Consider the following 20417-nt stretch of genomic DNA (forward strand, 5'->3'; position numbering starts at 1 on the left):
ACTTATCTGCGCCAGCCAGACCGATGATCTACGATGACGGTAGGCTCCTTGCCTGCCCCACTCGTGAAGCCGTCAGCGCCCCGCCCACCCTTCCCTATCCCGATTGCCACCATCGCGCTGGCCTTGTTCTGCTCGGCCACCGCCGCCGACGACGCCCTTGCCCCACAGCGCGCCGACATGGTCAGGGAGATCGCCGCGGTCGCGGCAGCGGCCGCCGCCCAGAGCGGGAGGCATGCCATCGACCCGCGCGTCATGGCCGTGATGGGCCAAGTGCCTCGCCACGAGTTTGTTCCGGACGAGCAGAAGCAGCACGCCTATGAGAACCGGCCGCTGCCGATTGGCCATGGCCAGACCATTTCGCAGCCGTATATCGTCGCCCTGATGACCGACCTGATGATGGTCAAGCCTGGCGACACCGTACTGGAGATCGGCACCGGCTCCGGCTACCAGGCCGCGGTGCTGACCGGGCTGGCACGCGCGGTTTACACCATCGAGATCATCGAGCCACTGGGACGCCAGGCCTGCGACCGCCTGAAGCGGCTGGCCTACCGGCAGGTGGCGTGCAAGGTGGGCGACGGCTACTACGGCTGGGACGAGCACGCGCCCTTTGACGCCATCGTCGTCACCGCGGCGGCCAGCCATGTGCCGCCGCCGCTGATCCGGCAACTGAAGCCAGGCGGCCGCATGGTGATCCCGGTGGGCGCCCAGTTCCTGACGCAGTACCTGCTGCTGGTAGAAAAGTCCGCGGACGGCACCGTTTCCACCAGGCAGATCCTGCCGGTCAGGTTCGTGCCGCTGGTTGGCAAGCACTGAGGCATCAGCCCTGCCAGCTGACGCCATGCCACGTCCCCCGCTGTTCGCCCTGGCCTTGCTCTCTGCCGCCGCGCTGGGCTACGAGATCCTGCTGATGCGGCTGCTTTCCATCATCCAGTGGCATCACTTCGCCTACATGATGATCAGCGTGGCACTGCTGGGCTATGGCGCGGCGGGTGCGCTGGTGGCGCTGGCGCAGCGAACGCTGCTCCGCCATTTTGTCCCCGTGTTCGCGGGCGGAGCCCTGCTGTTCGGCGTCAGCGCGATGGCCTGCTTCGCCCTGGCCCAGCACGTGGCGTTCAATCCCCTGGAGATCCTGTGGGAGCCTTCGCAGCCGCTGCGCCTGTTGCTGATCTACCTGCTGCTATTCGTTCCGTTCTTTTGCGCCGCCACCAGTATCTGCCTGAGCTTTTCCCGCTTCACCGAGCAGGTTCCCCGCATCTACAGCTTCGATATCCTTGGCGCCGGGCTGGGCTGCCTGGGCATCATCGTGGCGCTGTTCGCGCTGCACCCGGTCGACGCCCTGCGGCTGGTCGGTACGGCAGGCATGGCGGCGGCGGCGCTGGCATGCGTGGAATGCCGCTGGCATCGGCCCTGGCTGCCGGCGCTCCTGCTGTTGGCGGCAATCGTGCCGGCCGGCGTGCCAGGTGACTGGATTGCGCTGCGGCCGTCCGAGTACAAAGAGCTGAGCCAGGCCCTGCGCATCGGCAACGCGCGCGTGGTGGCGCAGCGCTCCAGTCCGCTTGGCCTGGTCACGGTGGTCGAGAGCCCTTCGATCCCGTTGCGGCACGCGCCTGGGCTGAGCCTGAATGCCAGCCAGGAGCCGCCAGCGCAACTGGCCGTGTTTACCGATGGCGACGGGCTCAGTGCGCTCAACCGCTATGACGGCCGGCGCGAACCGCTGGCCTACCTGGGCGACCTCACCTCTGCCCTGCCTTACCACCTGCTGCGCGATCCGAAGGTGCTGGTGCTGGGCAGCGGTGCGGGGGCGGACGTCTTGCAGGCGGTCTATCACCACGCCAGCGCGGTCGATGCCGTGGAATTGAATCCGCAGGTGATCGACCTGGTGCAGGGCCGCTTCGCCGCGTTTTCCGGAAAGCCGTACAGTGCGGCCGGCGTCCGTGTCTTTACCGGCGAGGCGCGCGGATTCCTGGCGGCCAGCACGGCACGCTACGACCTCATCCAGGTGGCCCTGCTGGATTCATTCAGCACCTCATCGGCCGGACTGTACGCGCTCTCCGAAAGCTATCTCTATACCGTGGAGGCCTTCCAGGGCTACCTGCGCCATCTTCGGCCCGGCGGCCTGCTTGCGATCACGCGCTGGGTCACGCTGCCGCCGCGCGACATACCCAAACTGCTCGCCACCGCCGTGGCCGCCATGGAAGGCGCTGGCGTGCCCGAGCCATCCCGGCGGCTGGCGCTGGTCCGTGGCTGGAAGACGGCCACGCTGGTGGTCAAGAACGGGGAATTCAGTGCCGCGGACCTTGCCGCCGTCGTCGGCTTCTGCCGCGCCCGTTCCTTCGACGTCGAGTACTTTCCCGGCATCCAGCCCGGCCAGGCGAATCGCTACAACGTGCTGGATCAGCCCTACTTCTTCGACGCCGCGCAAGCCCTGCTCGGCCCCGAGCGCGGCCGCTTCCTGTCCCGCTACAAATTCGATGTGCGGCCCGCCACCGACGACAGGCCGTACTTCTTCCATTTCTTCAAATGGCGCACGCTGCCTGAACTGCTGTCGCTCAAGGCGCAGGGCGGCCTGCCCTTGCTGGAATGGGGCTATCCGGTGCTGGTGGCCACGCTGCTGCAGGCCACCGCCCTGGCCTTGCTGCTGATCGTGGTCCCGCTCTGGATCCTGCGGCGGCGCCCCCGGCCGCAGCCCGCCGCGGGGCCTGGCGGCAATGGCGCTGCCGTGCGACGGTTGCCCGAATGGCGAGCCGGCTTCTACTTCCTGGCGGTCGGCCTCGGCTTCATGTTCGTGGAGATCGCCTTTATCCAGAAATTCATCCTGTTCCTGAGCCACCCGCTCTATGCGGTCGCGGTGGTGCTGTGCGCCTTTCTCTGCTTTGCGGGACTGGGCAGCCGATACGCCCAGCGCATGCCCGCGCGCGCTGGCGATGACCGCGGCAGGCGGCAGGCGGCGCTGGCCGTCAGCGGCATCTGCGTGGCCGCGCTGGTCTACCTGGTGGCGCTGCCGACGGTGTTCAGGCTGCTGATCGGGTTGCCGGACCCGGCCAGGATAGGTGTCTCCGTGCTGCTGATCGCGCCGCTGGCGTTCCTGATGGGAATGCCGTTCCCGCTCGGCCTGGCCCGGGTCGCGGCCCGCGACGAAACGCTGGTGCCCTGGGCATGGGGCATCAACGCCTGCGCCTCGGTGGTGGCGGCGGTCCTTGCCACGCTGGTCGCGATCCACGTCGGATTCACCGCGGTGGTGCTGGTGGCGCTGCTCCTGTACGCTGCTGCGGCGCTTGCGTGCCCATGAACCAGGGGCCGGGATCGATCTCGCATGCCATGGCTTCGGGTCACCCCATGCTAGGATGAATGCCCGCCCGGCAGCCGCCCAGCAGACAGACGCCCAATCGGCCCATGACCACCCTCTACACGACCCTCGGCGTGCAACCGGACGCCACCCTGGACGAGATCAAGCGCGCCTACCGCCGCGCCGCGATGAAGTGGCACCCCGACCGCAACCTTGGCCGCGAGGCTGAGGCGCATGCGGCATTCCAGGAAATCCGCGACGCCTACACCATTCTTTCCGATGCCGGGCAGCGCCAGATCTACGACGAGGTATTCGAGCGGGAGATGCGGCGCTGGCAGGCCGAGCGCGAGGCCCAGGAAGAACAGGAGCGCGAGGCGCAACGCGAGAGCCAGCGCATCGCGCAGGAACACTACGAGAAAATGCTCGGTATCGCGATGCGCTTTGCCGACGACGGCCACAACCGCGACGTTATCTTCGGCGTGCTGCTCGGCCGGGACTGCGACGCGGAACTGGCGGCACGCATCGCGGACAGCATATGGGCCCTGCAGGAGTCGCGGCGGGCAAGTGCGCGGGCCGCGCACGCGCCGGACACCGAGGCCGCCCAGGCGCCCGCCGGGGCGGGGGCTTCAAACCCCGACGAGGCGAAGCCGCCCAGGCGTCACGCCGGCGCCTTCGATTCGTTCTGGCACGGCTTGTTCGGCATCCGTTCCTAGATGTCGGGGGCGACCAGAAGCCCGCTTTTCACCGTGTGGATCAGCGCAAGGCGATCTTCCACCGCCTTGCGCAGGACTTCGCGTCCCCTGAACGGATCCGTCAGGTAACTGGCGTACTGGCTTGCCCGAATCTGCACCTTGAGTTGCATCGTCGTCGGTCCGCTCTCCGGCCATGTCACCAGGAACGCCGGATGGCTGTCCGCGCACTCAACGAAGGCAGCATCAGGGGACGGGAAACAGGAGTCAGCGCCCTGGGCAAGGAACTGGAGATCCTTGTCCTTGAACTCGTAGGTTGCCATTGCTTTCTCCCATCGCGCAAGCCAGACCCTCAGTGAATCTGCATCCCGCGCATGGCATGAATCCGGCCATGATGCTGCGTCAACGCCTCGTACTGGCGCTGAAGCGCCGCGCTGGCCTCTGGTGGCAGCGGCTTCATCATGACGGACTGATACTCGCGCCTGGCGGCATCTTCCTCGTGCTCGCACATTCCCAGCACGGTGTCGTCGTTGTTCGGCGACAGCATGTGGCGGAATGCCATCCAGCGGCGGAACAGCATGCCATTCATGCTGCCCCGGTCAGTTGGCGCGCCGCCCATGGCGCTGACCATCGACTGCAATTCCTTCACCGACGCCCGGTACGATTCCGCGGTGCTCGTCAGAATGTCGCGCAGCGCTGCATCGTGCACTTCGCTGGCGCCGCTCATGCACGCCAGTTCGCTGTCCTTGCCAGCCTCGATCAGCTGGTTGAGCGCGAGGACAGTTTGTTGCTGGTTGTCGCCCATGGAAGTCTCCCAACATGCATGCCGGCGACGTGCGGCTTCGGCGCAAATCGCCAGGATCGTCAAAGGAGGAAGCGCCACGGCGCGACCGGCCGTGAGAAGGTCGTCGGAGACGCCATCAACATGAGTCAGCCGGGTCGCGCCGGGCCCCATCTGCCTGCTCGTTAAGAGGCAAGGCGTGATTCCATGATAGGAGATGGCCGGGCCCCGGCGCGAAGGCATCGCATGCCGAGGAGCCCGCTACGGGCGTGATCTGCGAGTCCCGCCGGGCCAGATTGCCATCGGTTTGTGATTGTCTGTATTTCGCCCCGCGGCGAGCTTCAGCCCTTGCCCAGGATAGCCATTGCCTTGTTCGCATCGTCGAGGGAGTCCATCGACACGTACGCGACAAACTGTACTCCGATGACAGAGGCAGAGAATCCGCGCAGGTTGATTCCGCCTTGCGCAAGCTTGCGGGTCAGCTCAGCCACGATGCCGGGCCGGTCCCCGCCCATGATACGCACCGAATGTAGGCTGTGCGTGACATTGAAGCCGACCTGGGCAGCGGCACGGATTTCCCTGTCATTCTGCAGCGGTGTCACGAACACGACACCCTTGCCGGGGTCCTCCGGCGTGCGGCGCGCAATCGCGAATTGCAGGTCCGCGCCGGCATCGCGCAAGGTCTCCAGTACCTCCGCGAGGCCGCCGGGCCGGTCCGGTATGGTTGCCGCCCACACGTCCACGCGTTCCACAAGAAGATCGTTGGTCATTGCTCATTCTCCAATGCCCCCCCCTACGAATCTAGCGTATGGCGGCCGGCAGGCAAGCTCTGGGCTCGGCGGACAGCGGCAGGCCGATTTCCTGGCAACTCCCCGTGCCCGGACTTAATATGGACTAGTCGTTTCCGGCAGCTATCGCAGGATAGTGGCACCGACACTACCTGGATGGATGCCATGGAAAGTGAAGGGGAATCGTCATGTCTGAAGGCAAATCGCCACGCCATGCTGCACAGCAGGAATTGGCCGATGTGTCCGAGGCCGAAATCGCGGTCCATTGGCCTGAGGAGGACTATGTCCCGCCGGCCGGCCAGTTCATTGCGCAGGCCAATCTGACTGATCCCCACATTTTCGAGCGCTTCTCCCTCGATCGTTTCCCCGAGTGTTTCAAGGAGTTCGCAGACCTGCTGGACTGGTACAAATACTGGGAAACGACGGTGGATACCAGCAACCCGCCTTTCTGGCGCTGGTTCGTCGGCGGCAGGATCAACGCCTGCCACAACTGCGTGGATCGCCACCTCACCGCGTACAGGAACAAGACCGCGATTCATTTCGTGCCCGAGCCGGAGCATGAGGCGGTGCATCACCTCACCTACCAGGAGCTCTTTGTTCGCGTCAATGAACTGGCCGCCCTGCTGCGGGAGTTCTGCGGCCTGAAGGCCGGCGACCGCGTCACGCTGCATATGCCGATGGTGGCCGAACTGCCCATCACCATGCTCGCATGCGCGCGCATCGGCGTGATTCATTCGCAGGTATTCAGTGGCTTCAGCGGCAAGGCCTGCGCCGAGCGCATCGCGGACTCCGAGAGCCGGCTGCTGATTACCATGGACGCCTATTACCGCGGCGGTGAATTGCTCGATCACAAGGAAAAGGCCGACATCGCCGTGGCAGAAGCCGCCAGCGCCGGTCAGCAGGTCGAGAAGGTCCTGATCTGGCAGCGCTACCCGGGCAAGTATTCCAGTGCCGCCAAACTGGTGAAGGACCGCGATGTCATTCTCAATGACGTGCTCGCCGGGTTCCGCGGCAGGCGTGTCGAGCCCGAGCCGATGCCGGCGGAGGCGCCGCTGTTCCTGATGTACACGAGCGGCACCACGGGCCGGCCCAAGGGCTGCCAGCATTCCACCGGCGGCTATCTGTCCTACGTGGCGTGGACCTCGAAGTACATTCAGGATATCCACCCCGAGGACGTCTACTGGTGCATGGCCGATATTGGCTGGATCACCGGGCATTCCTACATCGTCTATGGCCCGCTCGCGCTCGCCGCTTCGTCCGTCGTCTATGAAGGCGTGCCAACCTGGCCCGACGCCGGCCGGCCGTGGCGTATTGCGGAAAGCCTTGGCGTCAATATCTTCCACACCTCGCCCACCGCAATCCGCGCGCTGCGGCGCAACGGGCCCAACGAGCCGGCGAAGTACGACTGCCATTTCAAGCACATGACCACGGTGGGCGAGCCGATCGAGCCCGAAGTCTGGAAGTGGTACCACCGTGAAGTCGGCAAGGGCGAGGCGGTCATCGTCGACACCTGGTGGCAAACCGAGAATGGCGGCTTCCTCTGCAGCACGCTGCCGGGCATCCACCCGATGAAGCCCGGCAGCACGGGCCCGGGGATTCCGGGCATTCATCCGGTGATCTTTGACGAGGAAGGCAAGGAGATCCCGGCCGGCTCGGGCAAGGCGGGCAATATCTGCATCCGCAATCCCTGGCCGGGCATATTTCAGACCGTCTGGAAGGATCCGGACCGCTACGTGCGCCAGTACTATGCGCGCTATTGCAAGAATCCCGACAGCAAGGACTGGCGCGACTGGCCGTATATGGCGGGCGATGGCGCAATGCAGGCGGCGGACGGCTACTTTCGCATCCTTGGCCGCATCGACGACGTGATCAACGTTTCCGGCCATCGTCTCGGCACCAAGGAGATCGAATCGGCCGCACTGCTGGTGCCAGACGTCGCCGAGGCGGCGGTGGTGCCGGTGGCCGACGAGATCAAGGGCAAGGTGCCTGATCTCTATGTGTCGCTCAAGCCGGGACTGTCGCCTTCCACCAAGATCGCGAACAAGGTCTCGGCCTCGGTCGTGTCCCAGATCGGCGCGATTGCGCGTCCGCATCGCGTCGTGATTGTTCCCGACATGCCCAAGACACGCTCGGGCAAGATCATGCGTCGCGTGCTGGCGGCGATCTCCAACCACCAGGAGCCTGGCGACGTGTCCACGCTTGCCAATCCGGAGGTCGTCGAGAAGATCAGGGAGCTGGCGACATAGGACGGCACTCCTGCCGGCGGCTCCCGGCAGGCCGCTCACTTCCGCTCATCGGCACCCCCGGCCCCGAGCGCCTCAAGCAGCGGCCGCAAGGCATCGAGTTCCGCGCCGAAGCCGCTCCAGTCCCCCGCCTTCAGGCGCGCGATGGCACGGTCATAGTGCGCGAGTGCCTCGCGGGCGCGGGCATTCGCTGCGCCCTGCGCCGGTAGCGCCGCCGGTGCGGATTCCTTGAAGAGGGCCGCAAGGGCTGCGCCCAGGGTGTCCTCCATGACCACGCGATCGCCATAGGCGGCGATCACCCGCTTGAGTTCGGGCAACTGGCCGGACTCCGCACGCAGGTAGAGCGGGGAGACATAGAGGATGGAGTTCTCGATCGGCACGACCTGCAGATGGCCGCGGATGACGCGCGAGCCCATCTGGTTCCACAGGGAAATCTGCTGCGAGATCTCGGTATTCTGCTGGATGCGCGCCTCGATCTGGAACGGCCCGTAGACCAGCTTTTCCTTGGGGAAGGTGTAGGCGACAAGCTTGCCGTAGTTGGGGGGATCGGAGCGCGCCGCCAGCCAGGCGATCATGTTCTCGCGCTGGCTCGGCACCATCGGCAGCATGAGGACGAACTCGGCGCGCGGTTCGTCCGGCAGCCGCAGGATCATGTAGTAGGGCATCATCCGCGCGGCGGGCATGTTCCCTGTGCTCATGCCTGTCAGCTGGCGTGGGAACTCCCACAGATCCTCGCGGTTATAGAAAACCTCCGCCGCTTCCATGTGGTAGGCGCGGTAGATCTGCGCCTGGATCAGGAACAGGTCTTCAGGGTAGCGGATATGCCGCTGCAGATCCTGCGGCATGGCGCCCAGCGGCCTGAACACGCCCGGGAAGATGCGCTGGTACACCTGCAGGACCGGATCGGCCGGGTCGCTGATGTAGAAGTCGACCGTGCCGTTGTACGCATCGATCACGACCTTGACGGCGTTGCGGATGTAGTTGTCTCCGCCACCGGTGCCGGGCTGCGAATAAGGGAACCAGCCGCTGGTGGTGTAGGCGTCCTGGATCCAGTAAAGACGCCCTTCGCTCGCGACCACATAGGGGTCATGGTCGAGGGTGAGGAACGGGGCAATCGTGTGCACGCGGTCCCGGATGTTGCGATGGAGCAGGATGCGGCTTTCCTGCGTGATGTAGCCGCTCAGCAGGATATTGGGATCGCCGAGCTGCCAGGCGAACAGGGTCCGGCGCGCGATGCCGCCGATGTCGATGCCGTCGCGCCCGCGGTAGGCCGTATAGACGTTGTCCTTGCCCTTGGGGTAGTCGAACTCGGGCACGCTGCCTTTGACGATGACATAGCCTCTGCCGCCTTCACCGAAGTAGAGGCGCGGCTCCTGGATGGCCGGGCCGCCGTTGGAGAGCGGGGGAATGTCATGCAGATAAAGCGAGGGCAGGCCTTCGGCGGATTTCTCGGTGACCGGCGACATCACCACGCCATTGCCATGGGTGAACAGGAGATGCAGGTTCACCCAGGTCTGGGCATTGGCCGGAATCAGTGCCGGCTCCAGCTCCCGCGCCGACAGCATGACCTGCTGGTAGCCTGCGCCGAGCTGATAGCGGTCGATGTCCGTCGCAAGGAACTTGTAATAGGTCCGGATCTCCTGCAACTGCGCATAGGTATCGCGCAGCGGCTGCAGATCCCACAGGCGAATGTTGTCGATGGTCGGCCGATTGGCCTGGAGCGAGGCGAGATCCAGGCTCTGTTCGACCGGGAACGGCTTCACCTCGATCTGCGTCACGCCATAGGCCTCCCGCGTCAGCGCAATATTGTGTTCGAGATACGGCGTCTCCAGTTGCAGCTCGTTCGGCTTGACATAGAACCGCTGGAACAGTGCCGGCCAGATCGTGCCGAGCAGTATTGCGCTGCCGACCACCAGGAGCGCCGCGGCCGCAGGGACCCGATAGTCCCGCCAGCGCATATTGGCCCATGAAGCGGCGGCAGCCGCGGCAGCCAGGCCGACTTGCAGCCACAGGACCGGCAGCCCGACATGGACATCGGTATAGCTCGCGCCGACCACGACGCCGTTGTCGCCGTAGAGCAGCATGAAGCGGTCGAGCCAGTAGGACCACGCCTGCAGCGCGAAGAACAAGCCGAGCAATGCCGAACCATGGGTAGCGGCCGCCATTGAAAGCCCGCGCGGCGACCGGACCAGCGCGATGTCGCCGCGCAAGCCGTAGACCACGCCGGCAACCACTGCGCTGCAGCCCAGCAGCAGGAGCAGCCAGTTCCTGAGTGCAAGATACGCCGGCAGCGAGAAGACGTAGAAACCGATGTCCTTGCCGAATATCGGATCGGTCTTGCCGAAAGGCACCTGATGGATATAGCGCAGCGCAATGGCCCAGCTCGACAGTTCACCGACGGCCATGAGCAGCCCCACAAGGACGGCGGCGGCGGCAATGGCGGCGCGCCACGGAAGGCGCGCTGCAATCTCGCCAACCGGCTGGCCCAGGACCTCCGGCCTCCAGGCCTGCGCCTGACTCGCGCAGCGGTGCGCCAGCCAGCCCGATACCCAGAGCGCGCCTGCCGAAACGGCGAATACGGCAAGGAACAGAAGCGCCTGGGTGGCGAATATCGTGCGGAACACCCCGGCGTAGCCAACCGAGGCAAACCACAACCAGTCAACAACGAGGCCGGTGACGCGGCCGACAGCAACCAGCGCGACGATGACGGCAACAACCCACGTCGCAAGGCGTCTCACACGCGTGGCGTCCCTCGCTGGCGAGCGCATCGATCATGCTCCTTTGCCGCACCGTCGTCCGTGACCCGGCCATTCGGGCTGCCTGTCCATATCAGCATATATGCCTTCGCTGCACAGCGCACCGGGTACGCCACCCTGGCACGGCCGTGGCGCTATCGGCGAGCACCCATTCACCATGTCCGGCCCGATTCGAGCATATGATTCTCAAAATCCAACCAATAGGGAAATAGAATTACAATCTCCGACGACATTGAACGACAATTCGCATGCCTGTGCTCCGGCCCGCAAATATCATGGCTATGTACCCAGAACAAGACCAAGGTGCCCGCCATGACCGGATCCCCCCTGACTGCCGCAGCCCCGGCAGCGTTTCCCCATACCGCCCCGCCAACTGCGCCGCTCGACCAGCTGGCGCTCGACCTCGAGGCCACCTTCGCCCACAGTGCGCGCATGGTGGCCGGGCACATCGCCGTGCATCTGCCGGACACCGACACGCTGCTTGCGACACTGCCGCCAGGCGCCCTGCTCGGCAGGCCGGATACCTATGCCCGCCACCTGGTTCATGCCGACCCGCTGGAGCGCTTCTCGGCGATGGTGCTGGTCTGGCGCCCGGGCCAGACCAGCCCCGTGCACGGCCATCGCACCTGGTGTGCCTACCGCGTGCTGCGCGGCACGCTGAGCGAGCAGCACTACCGGTGGGATCCCGCCAGCAGGCAGGCGCGCCATGCCAACTCCGTCTTGCGCACGGCCGGCGATACCTTCAGCGTGCCGTCCGGGCTGCAGCATATCCATGCGCTGGGCAATGCCAGCGACGATATCGCAGTGTCCCTGCACCTCTACGGCGTGCACCGCGACCACATTGCCACCGGCGTGAACCTGCTGGTGCCGACCGCCGACGCCTAGCATCTGCCGCGCGTACCAGCGCCGCGTGCGGGCGCCGGCCCACCCTCACCTGACCCGCTACGCGCCATGGACCGCTACGACAAACAGATTCTCGCCATCCTGCAGGAAGACGCCACCGTGCCGGTGGCGGAGATCGGGGAACGGGTCGGCCTGACCTCGACGCCGTGCTGGCGCCGGATCCAGCGGCTGGAAGCGGCCGGCCTGATCCGCAAACGCGTGGCACTGCTCGACGCCGACAAGCTCAATGCCGGGGTCACGGTCTTTGTCTCGGTCCGCACCAGCCAGCACAACGTGAAATGGCTCGCGCAATTCCACGGACTGGTGGCATCGATCCCGGAAGTGACCGAGTTCTACCGCATGGCCGGCGATACCGACTACCTGCTGCGCGTGGTGGTGCCGGATATTGCCGCCTACGACCGCGTCTACAAGAAGCTGATCCAGGGCGCCGAGCTGGCCGACGTCAGTTCCAGCTTTGCGATGGAGCAGATCAAGTACACCACGGCGCTGCCGCTCGATTATGCGTAGGCCGGCACCGGCCCTTCATCCGGGCAAAACCGTGAACCCAGACATCGAGCGCTGCGAGGCGTACCGGCAGTTCGAAAAGATCCATGCCGCCTTCCGTGCCGGCGATATCGAAGTGCTGCGAGCAGCGGTTGATGATCCGGCCTGCATTCCCACGGGACCATGCTGCCAGGGATTGGCGCTTGCCTCGAATACGCGATCTACCATAGCCCGCTGCCCTTTATCCGCACCCCGCTCGAAGCCGGCGCGGCTCCCCGGCCGGCGGATCAAGCGGGCTTTCCGCCGCTGATTGCCGCGCTGTCATGCACGCTCGCCGCGCCGGGCGGCAGCGCACGCTCGGACGTGGTCGAACTGCTCCGGCTGCTGCTGGACTTCGGCGCCGATCCCGCGCAGCGCGGCATCAACGACTACACCGCGCTGCATTGGCGGTGAGCGTGCGCAACTTGCCCGCGGTGGCGCTGCTGCTCGTGGCGGGGGTGGATGCGCCTTGCCGCACGCGCATCGACGACTGCGAGACTCCGCGCGAGATGGCCGAAGCCAAACGCCACCGATTACCGGGACGCGCCGCTGTTCACGCTCGACACCATGCTGCTCAAGCGCTTTGCCACGGTGCCGGCCTCGGGCTGATCGCCGGCACGACGCAGCATCTGGGCGATGACAGCGGCCCGCTGGCGACCGCCTGAACGGCTTCCGCGGCCATGACTGGGCGGTGGGCCCGACCGTCACCTACGACACCAAGATCGGCGCCAAGAGCCTGCTGTCGCTGGGCTGCGCTGGGTGCCCTCGGTGGCCAACAAGAACCGCCTGAAGCGCACGAATACGTTCATGGGAACGGCGACCATCGTGTTCTGAGTCCTGCAAGTTCCCAGGCGGCAAGGCAGAATGCGTCCCACGCTCCCCATCGGGCGAGTTAAAGTACGCACCCAATAGTGCCTGCGTTGATCACGCGCAAGCCCGCAACCCTTGCAAGCCTGCAGACTGGCATCCATGACCTCAGTCCCATCCTCGTCAACACGTGCCACCGGCACGTGTGCCTCAACGCCCTCGGCGCCATCAACACCCGGGGAACCCACCCCCTTGTCTCGCCGCCGCCGGGCTCCGGTGCCGCGCGGCCGCTTCGCCTGGATCACCGGGATTCTCAGCTGGACTCTGCTGATTGCAAGCACGCTGTTCTGGTGCGCGCTGCTGTTTCCGCTGGCGCTGCTGAAGCTGGCGCTGCCGTTTGCCGCCGTCAGGCGGCGCATCGATCCGCTGCTCAACGGCATCGCGACCGCCTGGATCTCCGGCAACACCGGCTGGTTCGCGTGGATCCAGCGCGAGCCGTGGGATGTCCAGGGCAATGAGGGGCTGCGCTATGCCGACTGGTACCTGGTGAACTGCAACCATCAGTCGTGGGCGGATATCTTCGTGCTGCAGCGCTCGCTGAACCGGCGCATCCCGCTGCTGAAGTTTTTCCTGAAGCAACAGCTGATCTATGTGCCGGTGATCGGGCTGGCGTGGTGGGCGCTGGACTTTCCGTTCATGAAGCGCCATGGCAAGGCGCAACTGCGGCGCAATCCGGCGTTGCAGCGCCAGGACCAGGAAACGGCGAAGCGCGCCTGCGCGAAGTTTTCGCTGGTGCCGACCAGCGTGATGGTGTTTGCCGAAGGCACCCGCTTTACCGAGGCCAAGCGCGCGGCCCAGGACTCTCCGTACCGCCATCTGCTCAAGCCCAAGGCCGGCGGACTGGCGGTGGCACTGAATGCGATGGGCAACAAGTTCCGCTCGCTGATCGACGTCAGCATCGTGTATCCGGAAGGCGCGCCAGGCTTCTGGGACCTGGCCTGCGGGCGCGCCGGCCCGGTGCTGGTGCGCATGCGGCAATTGCCGGTGCCGCCGGCCTTCTGCGAGGCTGATTACGGTAGCGACAAGGCCTTCCGCAGGGAATTCCACAACTGGCTGGCACGCCAGTGGGAAGCCAAGGATGCAGAGATCGATGCGCTGATGCCGCCGCGTGCCGGCTGAAGTCTCGCTACCCGGGCAGGCGGTCGACTGCCCGCTTTCCCTGCCCCACCGCCGCGGTCAGCGAAGGGCTGCCGGCGTTGTCGCTGTTCGCGATGCTGATATTGCCCACGCCGGCCAGCCCCGGCCACGCCGCGTCGGGCGCCACGTTCTCACCCGCCAGGCTGTCGGGCATATAGCTGTATCCGTGTGCCCAGCGGTTGACGGTGATGCCGCGGATCACGTCCTTCGAAGCAAAGCCTTTGTGGCCGAGCATGCGGTCCAACTGCGCACGGATGTCGCGTTCCAACGTGTCGAAGGGCGTGCCGAGCAGCAAGGCACGGCCCGCGCGGAAGCGGTCGCGCGCCTGCATGCCGCTGTCAGGCACGGTCGGCACATAGAGCATATGCAGCACCGCGGGATCGGAGGGATGTTTGCCCGCCGGCGGTTCCAGCCACAGGTCGGTATAGGCCATGGCCGGCGCGTGGATGCGGCGCGTGCGCAGCGTCGCGAACGCCTGCCAGTGGTCCAGCGCCACCTTGGTGTAGACCAGCGGCGCCTTGGCCTCGTTGTGCAGCATCTCCTTCTGCTTCGCCGGCAGCGACGGCAGCAGGTACGGGATCATCATGTTGTAGCCGGCCAGCACCACGTGGCGCGCCTCGACGCGGTGCAGATTGCCGCTGAATCCATAAGTCACGCGCGTGATATTGCCGTCGGGCTCGACCGCGATCGCGGTGCTGTTCAGGCGCAGGCGCACCGGCTGCCCGTCGCGGTCCAGGCGGCTGTAGTCGAACGCGGCCGACACCACATCGGCCGGCCGGGCGAACGACGCCACGCCAGGGATCAGGCTCTGCACCAGTAGCCGCGCCAGCGAGGCATTGCCATCCGGAAACCACAGGCGCGAAGCCGGCGACTTGCCAAGCCGCAGGTTTCCCGCCGGCGCGGGCATGTTGGCGCCGGCAGGCAGACCGATGGCAATAGCGTCGGCAACGGAGATCCCATCGGCATCCAGCGCATAGGCATCGTTGCTGCGGCTGCGCAGGAAGCGTTGCCCGGCCAGGCCGATGCCGGCCTTGTCACGCAGAAAACTTGCGTAACGCATGGCGCGCAGCGCTGCCGCTCGCTCGGCGCCGGACAACGCCGGCAGGTAATCGGTGGTGCCCGCGGCCAGCCGCGCCAGAGCGGCGCGGTCCGCCGCAGGCAGAGGCGCGCTGTCCAGGAAGCGCGACAGGGCAGCCGCATCCGGGCCACCGGTCTGCTGCCCGCTGCGAACATCGATCAGCTCGCCGAACGGATCGCCCGCGACCCACTGGTCGCGCCCGAAATGCTCGGCATCGAAGAACACGGCGCGGCCCAGGCCGAGCGCGGCATAGGGATCCGCGGGCGCCGTGCCAGGCGCGCGCGTGGCGTCGAGCCCGATCCCTGCCAGCAGTTCGCGCACCGCGGCGTCGCCGGCAGCGCTTGCCGGCATCTCGGCGCTGCCGCCAAAGGTCACCAGCCGCTGGCCGCGCACCGTGAACTCATTGCGCTTGGCATGGCCGCCGAAATCGTCGTGGTTGTCCAGGATCAGGATGCGGCGGTTGGCGCCGAAGCGGCGCCGGTAGAACCACGCCGCCGCCAGCCCGCTCAGGCCACCGCCGACGACCACCAGGTCGAAGGCCTCATGTGCCAGCACGACCGGGTATTTCGCGCCCTCGCGCGCCAGGCTGTGCGCCAGCGTGTAGGTGCCGGGATGGTTGCCGCGCAGGCCGGTCAGCGCGGGCGGGTATGCCACGCCTGCCCCACCCTGCTGCGCGTGCAGCAACTGCACGGGCGCAAGGCCGGCGGCAATGGTCAGGGCGGTGCCGTTGAGGAAGTCTCTGCGCGTAATCGTCATCGGGTGCTCATCGGGATGCGTCGCCTGCCGCGGCCGGGCGCTGCGCGGCCAGCGCCTTGCGCCGTGCCGCCACAGCGGCTTCCGGCACCGGCGCGGCGCGGTTGCCCCAGCTGCCGCGGATAAAGGTCAGCACATTGGCCAGTTCCTGGTCGTCCAGCGTCCAGCCATAGCCGGGCATGTGGTAATCCGCCGGCGCGGTGCCCACACGCGCGGTCACGGCGCCGTCGAGCAACAGGTTCACCAGCGAGGCCGGATCGGGATCGGCGACGGTCGGGTTGCCGGCCAGCGGCGGGAACACGCGGGCAAAGCCCTTGCCGTCGGCGCCATGGCAAGGCATGCAGAACACCGCGTACTGGCGCGCACCGGGCACATCGAAGCGGCCCTGCTGCAGTTGCTGCGCGGTGGCGGCATCGTGCCGGAACGGCTTGTCCTCGCCCCGCGCACCGGGCAGGGACTTCAGGTAGGCGGCGACGGCATCGAGGTCGGGCGCGCTCATGTACTGGGTGGCAGTGGAGACCACCGTGGACATCGGACCGAACGAGGTTGCGTGCCCGTTGCGCCCGGTGCGCAGGAACTCGGCGATGTCCGCGCGCGACCACGCGCCCAGGCCGGTGACCTGGTCACCGGTCAGGTTGGTGGCGGACCAGCCCTCCACGCTCGCCCCGGACAGGAAATGGCGGCTGCGCTCGTCCAGCCCCTTCTCGGCAAACAGGTTGCCGCGCGGCGTATGGCAGGCGCCGCAGTGCGCCACCGCCTGCACCAGGTAGGCGCCGCGGTTCCAGGCTGCGCCGCGCGCGGGGTCGGTGCGGACCGGGTCGTCATCAACGAACAGGACGTTCCACACCGCCAGCAGGCTGCGCATGCTGAACGGCCAACGCATCTGCGGTGCGGGGTTGCGCTGGGTGACCGGCGCCACCTCGGCACGCAGGTAGGCGTACAGCGCCGCCACGTCCTCGGCGCGCATGCGTGCGTACGAGGGATACGGCATCGCCGGATAGAGGCGTTTGCCGTCGCGCGCCACGCCGTACCGCAAGGCGCGGTCGAACTCGGCCAGCGTATAGGCGCCGATGCCGCTGCCGGCATCGGGCGTGATATTGGTCGAATGGATCGTGCCGACCGCCGTGCGGATCGGCAGCCCGCCGGCGAATGGCTTGCCGCCTTCGCTGGTATGGCAGGCGGCGCAGTTGGCGATGCGCGCCAGGTAGCGGCCGCGTTCGATCTGTTGCGTGTCGGTGGCGGCCAGCGCCATGCCCACGGGCAGCAGCATCGCCAGCGTCAGGCAGGCCAGCTTGCGCAGCGCACGGGCTGTGGCGATACCAGGTCCTTGGGGCAGGAGAAGCATGGGAGCAGATTCAGGTCAGGCAGCCGACACCGCCCAGTTTGCCGCAAGCACCAGGCACACCACCAGCCCGGCGGCGACGGCCACGCCGGTCAGGATCAGCGGCACCGGGCGCAAGGTGTCCAGGTCGCGCTGGTGCTCCTGCCCCTGGCGCAGGCCAAAGAAGCCCCACAGCACGGTCCGCAACAGCCTCAACGGGTTCATGGCATCTCCTTGCACAACGCCTTTGTGTACGAGTGCCGATTATGGGCCGTCCGCGCCAGCCATAACAGCATCAGATAACAGGAAAATTTACGTATCAGTTTGCCTGCCCGGGAGATAATGCGCTCAACCGCCCCGCCCCCGCCAACCCGCCATGAAACGCTACGAAGCCCTTGCCGAGACCCTGGCCGCTGATATCCGCAACGGCAGCCTGCCGCCGGGCACGCGCCTGCCGTCGATCCGCAAGACCGTGGCCCAGTATGGCGTCAGCCCCTCGACCGCCTTCCAGGCCTATTACCGGCTGGAAGAGCGCGGGCTGGTGCGGGCGCGCGAGCGCTCCGGCTACTACGTGGCGGGACCGGCGCGGCGCGAGCTGCCCCAGCCGCAGGCGCGGCCATCGCGCCAGGTGTCGACGCAGGTCGACATCTCCAAGCTGGTCTTCGCCGTGCTGGAAGGCGCGCGTGACCGCGAGCTGGTGCAGTTTGGCTCGGCCTTTCCCTCGCCCGAGCTGTTCCCGTGGGAGCGGCTGGGCAAGTCGCTGGCGCGCGCCGGCCGCGCACTCGACCCGTGGTACTCGGTCAACGACCTGCCGCCGGGCAACACCGCGCTGCGCCGCCAGATCGCGCTGCGCTACCTGGGCGCCGGCGCCCCGCAGCCGGCCGAGGACCTGATCGTCACCAACGGCGCGCTCGAGGCGCTCAACCTGTGCCTGATGGCGGTGACGCAGCCGGGCGACGTGGTGGCGATCGAATCGCCCGGCTTCTATGCCTCGCTGCAGGCACTGGAGCGGCTGCGGCTCAAGGCCGTGGAGATCCCGGTCGACCCCGCCGAAGGCATCGACCTGGGCGCGCTCGATGCCGCGCTGTCGCGCCACCCGGTCAAGGCGTGCTGGTTCATGACGCAGTTCCAGAATCCGCTCGGCGCCAGCATGTCGGAAGACAAGAAGAAAGCGCTGGTGGCCTTGCTGGCGCGCCACCAGGTGCCGCTGATCGAGGACGACGTCTATGGCGAGCTCTACTTCGGCAACCGCTGCCCGCTGCCGGCCAAGGCCTTCGACACGCAAGGGCTGGTGATGCACTGCAGTTCGTTCTCGAAGACGCTGGCGCCGGGCTTCCGCATCGGCTGGGTGGCGCCGGGCCGCTTTGGCGAGGCCATCCAACGGCTCAAGCTGATGACCACGCTGTCGGCCGGCGTGCCCACGCAGGTGGCGCTGGCCGAATACCTGCAGCATGGCGGCTACGACAAGCACCTGCGCAAGCTGCGCCATGTGCTGGAGATGCAGCAGGGCCGCATGATCGATGCCATCGGCCAGCATTTCCCGGAAGATGTGCGCGTGTCGCGCCCAGACGGTGGTTACTTCCTGTGGGTCGAGTTTGCACCCGGCTTCGATGCGCTGGCATTGCACCATGCCGCACTGGAGGCAGGCATCGGCATAGCGCCGGGTCCGATCTTCTCTGCGCGGCAGGGATACCGCAACTGCATCCGGCTCAACTACGGGCACCTGTGGAGCGATGAGGCCGAGGCCGCCATCGCCACCCTTGGGCGGCTCATCGCGCAGCAGCAAGGCAGCTAGCGCGCATCGCGATGGCGGCGCAGCGCCCACTCCAGGGTCTCGAACGCTGCCTGTACCACCAGTGCCAGCATGGCCGCCGGGATTGCGCCGGCCAGCAGCAGCGCCGTGTCGTTGAGCGCCAGCCCGGTGGCAATGCGCTCGCCAAAGCCACCCGCGCCGACAAAGGCCGCGATCGTCGCCGTGCCCACGCTGATGATGGCCGCGGTCTTGATGCCCGCCAGAAGCACCGGCAAGGCCAGCGGCAGCTCCACGTAGCGCAGCACCTGTCCGCCGCGCAACCCGAGCGCCCGCCCCGCATCGCGCATGCCCTGCGGCACCTGCTCCAGCCCGGTCGTGGTGTTGCGCACGATCGGCAGCAAGGCATAGAGAAACAGCGCCACCATGGCCGGCCAGACGCCGATGCGGCCCAGCAGCGGGATCAGCATCGCCAGCAGCGCCAGCGACGGTACCGTCTGCAGCACGTTGACCACGCCCAGCACAGCCTGTCCGGTGCGGCGCCGCCGCGCCGCCAGCATCCCCAGCGGTACGCCGACCAGCGTGGCGGCGCCGACCGCCCCCGCCACCAGGCCGACATGGCGCCGCGCCAGGCGCGTGGTGTCGGGCCCGAACAGCGCGGCAGCCAGCCGGCCGCGCGGCTCGGCACCGTCATGCGTTGCCTTTTGCCCTGCAGTGCCGGCCAGGAACGCGCGCGCGATCGCGTCGAATGACTGGCCATCGATCTCCGCCGCCGCGTTCATGGCGCTCATGTCGTCGGCGCTGACGCGCCCGGCCAGCCGCTCCAACGCTTGCCAGGCCTGCGGGAAACGCTTCGGTACGTCAAGGCGGTAGACCACCACCGCGTCGTAGCGCGGGAAGTAATGCCGGTCGTCTTCCAGCACGCGCAGCTTGTACTTGCGGATCTTGGCGTCGGTGGAATAGATGTCGATGGCATCGACCTGCCCCGCGGCCAAGGCCTCGTAGGCAACGCCATGGTCCAGCCCGACCGGGCGTTGCGGCAGCCCGTAGCGGCTGGCCAGCCCCGGCCAGCCGTCGGCGCGCCCCAGGAACTCATGGGACAGGCCGAGCCTGAGCTGGGGCTGCGCGGCGAGATCGCTCAGCCGGCGCAGCGCGCCGGCGCGGGCATCGGACACGGCCAGCGCATAGGTGTTCTCAAAACCAAGCGGAATTGCCGCGCCCAGCCCCATCGGCGCCAGCGCGCGCTGGATGGCATCGAGCCCGGCTCCGGGGGGCAGTTTCAGGATCTCGGCGGCGAGCGTGCCGGTGTAGTCGGGATAGAGGTCGATGCTGCCGGCCTTCAGCGCCTCGAAGACGATCGCGGTATTGCCCAGGCCTGGCTGGTGTTGAGCGGCGCCGGGCGGCCCCGCGGCCTGGGTCAGCAGTTCGCCAAGGATGTATGACTCGGTGAAGCGCTTGGAGCCGACGCGCAGCGGATCTGCCGCGCGCGCCGGCATGGCGCCCGCGAGTGCGGCAGCCAGCACCCACACCACTGCCTGCCACA

17 protein-coding genes and 1 pseudogene are annotated in these 20417 nt (G+C 67.1%); 10 read left to right on the forward strand and 8 right to left on the reverse strand.

Going from position 1 to position 20417, the window contains the following annotated elements:
- The first annotated feature begins 33 nt into the window (after positions 1 to 33).
- The 3 genes from AC1Q7H_RS17060 (at position 34) to AC1Q7H_RS17070 (ending at position 3999) form a co-directional block, all read left to right on the forward strand.
- Entirely contained in the window at positions 34 to 813 is a 780-nt protein-coding gene (locus AC1Q7H_RS17060; protein WP_013956606.1) for a protein-L-isoaspartate(D-aspartate) O-methyltransferase, read from the forward strand.
- 25 nt (positions 814 to 838) lie between these two features.
- Positions 839 to 3289, forward strand: coding sequence for a spermine/spermidine synthase domain-containing protein (locus AC1Q7H_RS17065; protein WP_013956605.1), 2451 nt, complete (start codon positions 839 to 841; stop codon positions 3287 to 3289).
- Between the two features lie 104 nt (positions 3290 to 3393).
- Entirely contained in the window at positions 3394 to 3999 is a 606-nt protein-coding gene (locus tag AC1Q7H_RS17070) for a J domain-containing protein (protein WP_041227895.1), read from the forward strand.
- Here the strand turns inward: AC1Q7H_RS17070 and AC1Q7H_RS17075 are convergent.
- The 3 genes from AC1Q7H_RS17075 to AC1Q7H_RS17085 form a co-directional block, all read right to left on the reverse strand.
- Positions 3996 to 4298: a hypothetical protein gene (locus tag AC1Q7H_RS17075; RefSeq protein WP_013956603.1), complete on the reverse strand. Its 303-nt coding sequence runs from the start codon at positions 4296 to 4298 to the stop codon at positions 3996 to 3998. The genes AC1Q7H_RS17070 and AC1Q7H_RS17075 overlap by 4 nt on opposite strands.
- Before the next feature lie 29 nt (positions 4299 to 4327).
- A complete protein-coding gene (locus AC1Q7H_RS17080) occupies positions 4328 to 4780 on the reverse strand; it encodes a PA2169 family four-helix-bundle protein (protein ID WP_013956602.1) in 453 nt (150 codons plus the stop codon).
- A gap of 317 nt (positions 4781 to 5097) precedes the next feature.
- Positions 5098 to 5526 carry an ACT domain-containing protein gene (locus AC1Q7H_RS17085; protein ID WP_013956601.1) on the reverse strand — a complete coding sequence of 143 codons (429 nt, stop codon included), beginning with the start codon at positions 5524 to 5526 and terminating at the stop codon, positions 5098 to 5100.
- Between the two features lie 206 nt (positions 5527 to 5732).
- On the opposite strand from AC1Q7H_RS17085, the gene acs reads away from it, so the two are divergent.
- Entirely contained in the window at positions 5733 to 7790 is a 2058-nt protein-coding gene (acs, locus tag AC1Q7H_RS17090) for an acetate--CoA ligase (RefSeq protein WP_013956600.1), read from the forward strand.
- 35 nt (positions 7791 to 7825) lie between these two features.
- On the opposite strand, the gene AC1Q7H_RS17095 is transcribed toward acs, so the two are convergent.
- Positions 7826 to 10555, reverse strand: coding sequence for a UPF0182 family membrane protein (locus AC1Q7H_RS17095; protein WP_013956599.1), 2730 nt, complete (start codon positions 10553 to 10555; stop codon positions 7826 to 7828).
- A 300-nt stretch (positions 10556 to 10855) separates the two neighbouring features.
- Here AC1Q7H_RS17095 and AC1Q7H_RS17100 point away from each other — a divergent pair, with 300 nt between their 5' ends.
- The 5 genes and pseudogenes from AC1Q7H_RS17100 (at position 10856) to yihG (ending at position 13954) form a co-directional block, all read left to right on the forward strand.
- Positions 10856 to 11428 carry a cysteine dioxygenase family protein gene (locus AC1Q7H_RS17100; protein ID WP_013956598.1) on the forward strand — a complete coding sequence of 191 codons (573 nt, stop codon included), beginning with the start codon at positions 10856 to 10858 and terminating at the stop codon, positions 11426 to 11428.
- 66 nt (positions 11429 to 11494) lie between these two features.
- The gene (locus AC1Q7H_RS17105; RefSeq protein ID WP_013956597.1) at positions 11495 to 11953 is read left to right on the forward strand and encodes an Lrp/AsnC family transcriptional regulator; all 459 of its coding nucleotides are present in this window, start codon (positions 11495 to 11497) and stop codon (positions 11951 to 11953) included.
- 159 nt (positions 11954 to 12112) lie between these two features.
- Positions 12113 to 12382, forward strand: coding sequence for an ankyrin repeat domain-containing protein (locus tag AC1Q7H_RS17110; RefSeq protein ID WP_013956596.1), 270 nt, complete (start codon positions 12113 to 12115; stop codon positions 12380 to 12382).
- Between the two features lie 108 nt (positions 12383 to 12490).
- A pseudogene (locus AC1Q7H_RS17115) lies at positions 12491 to 12802 on the forward strand (transporter); the annotation flags it as partial.
- Positions 12803 to 13051: 249 nt separating this feature from the next.
- Positions 13052 to 13954 (forward strand): 1-acylglycerol-3-phosphate O-acyltransferase, YihG family, encoded by a 903-nt coding sequence (yihG, locus tag AC1Q7H_RS17120; protein WP_035814968.1) that lies wholly within the window; start codon positions 13052 to 13054, stop codon positions 13952 to 13954.
- Positions 13955 to 13961: 7 nt separating this feature from the next.
- Here yihG and AC1Q7H_RS17125 read toward each other — a convergent pair whose 3' ends face one another.
- Genes AC1Q7H_RS17125 through AC1Q7H_RS17135 form a run of 3 tightly spaced genes read right to left on the reverse strand, consistent with a single transcriptional unit; the run spans position 13962 to position 17349 of the window.
- On the reverse strand, positions 13962 to 15806 hold the full coding sequence (locus AC1Q7H_RS17125) for an NAD(P)/FAD-dependent oxidoreductase (protein ID WP_153954810.1): 1845 nt from the start codon (positions 15804 to 15806) through the stop codon (positions 13962 to 13964).
- Positions 15807 to 15813: 7 nt separating this feature from the next.
- The gene (locus tag AC1Q7H_RS17130; RefSeq protein WP_013956593.1) at positions 15814 to 17148 is read right to left on the reverse strand and encodes a cytochrome c; all 1335 of its coding nucleotides are present in this window, start codon (positions 17146 to 17148) and stop codon (positions 15814 to 15816) included.
- A gap of 15 nt (positions 17149 to 17163) precedes the next feature.
- On the reverse strand, positions 17164 to 17349 hold the full coding sequence (locus AC1Q7H_RS17135) for a DUF2970 domain-containing protein (protein WP_010811552.1): 186 nt from the start codon (positions 17347 to 17349) through the stop codon (positions 17164 to 17166).
- 151 nt (positions 17350 to 17500) lie between these two features.
- Here AC1Q7H_RS17135 and AC1Q7H_RS17140 point away from each other — a divergent pair, with 151 nt between their 5' ends.
- Positions 17501 to 18919 (forward strand): aminotransferase-like domain-containing protein, encoded by a 1419-nt coding sequence (locus AC1Q7H_RS17140; protein ID WP_013956592.1) that lies wholly within the window; start codon positions 17501 to 17503, stop codon positions 18917 to 18919.
- Here AC1Q7H_RS17140 and AC1Q7H_RS17145 read toward each other — a convergent pair.
- Positions 18916 to 20370, reverse strand: a complete 1455-nt coding sequence (locus AC1Q7H_RS17145; RefSeq protein WP_153954837.1) for an ABC transporter permease/substrate-binding protein — start codon at positions 20368 to 20370, stop codon at positions 18916 to 18918. The genes AC1Q7H_RS17140 and AC1Q7H_RS17145 overlap by 4 nt on opposite strands.
- Positions 20371 to 20417: the final 47 nt, after the last annotated feature.

Source organism: Cupriavidus sp. GW823-FHT06D04 (assembly GCF_058795055.1).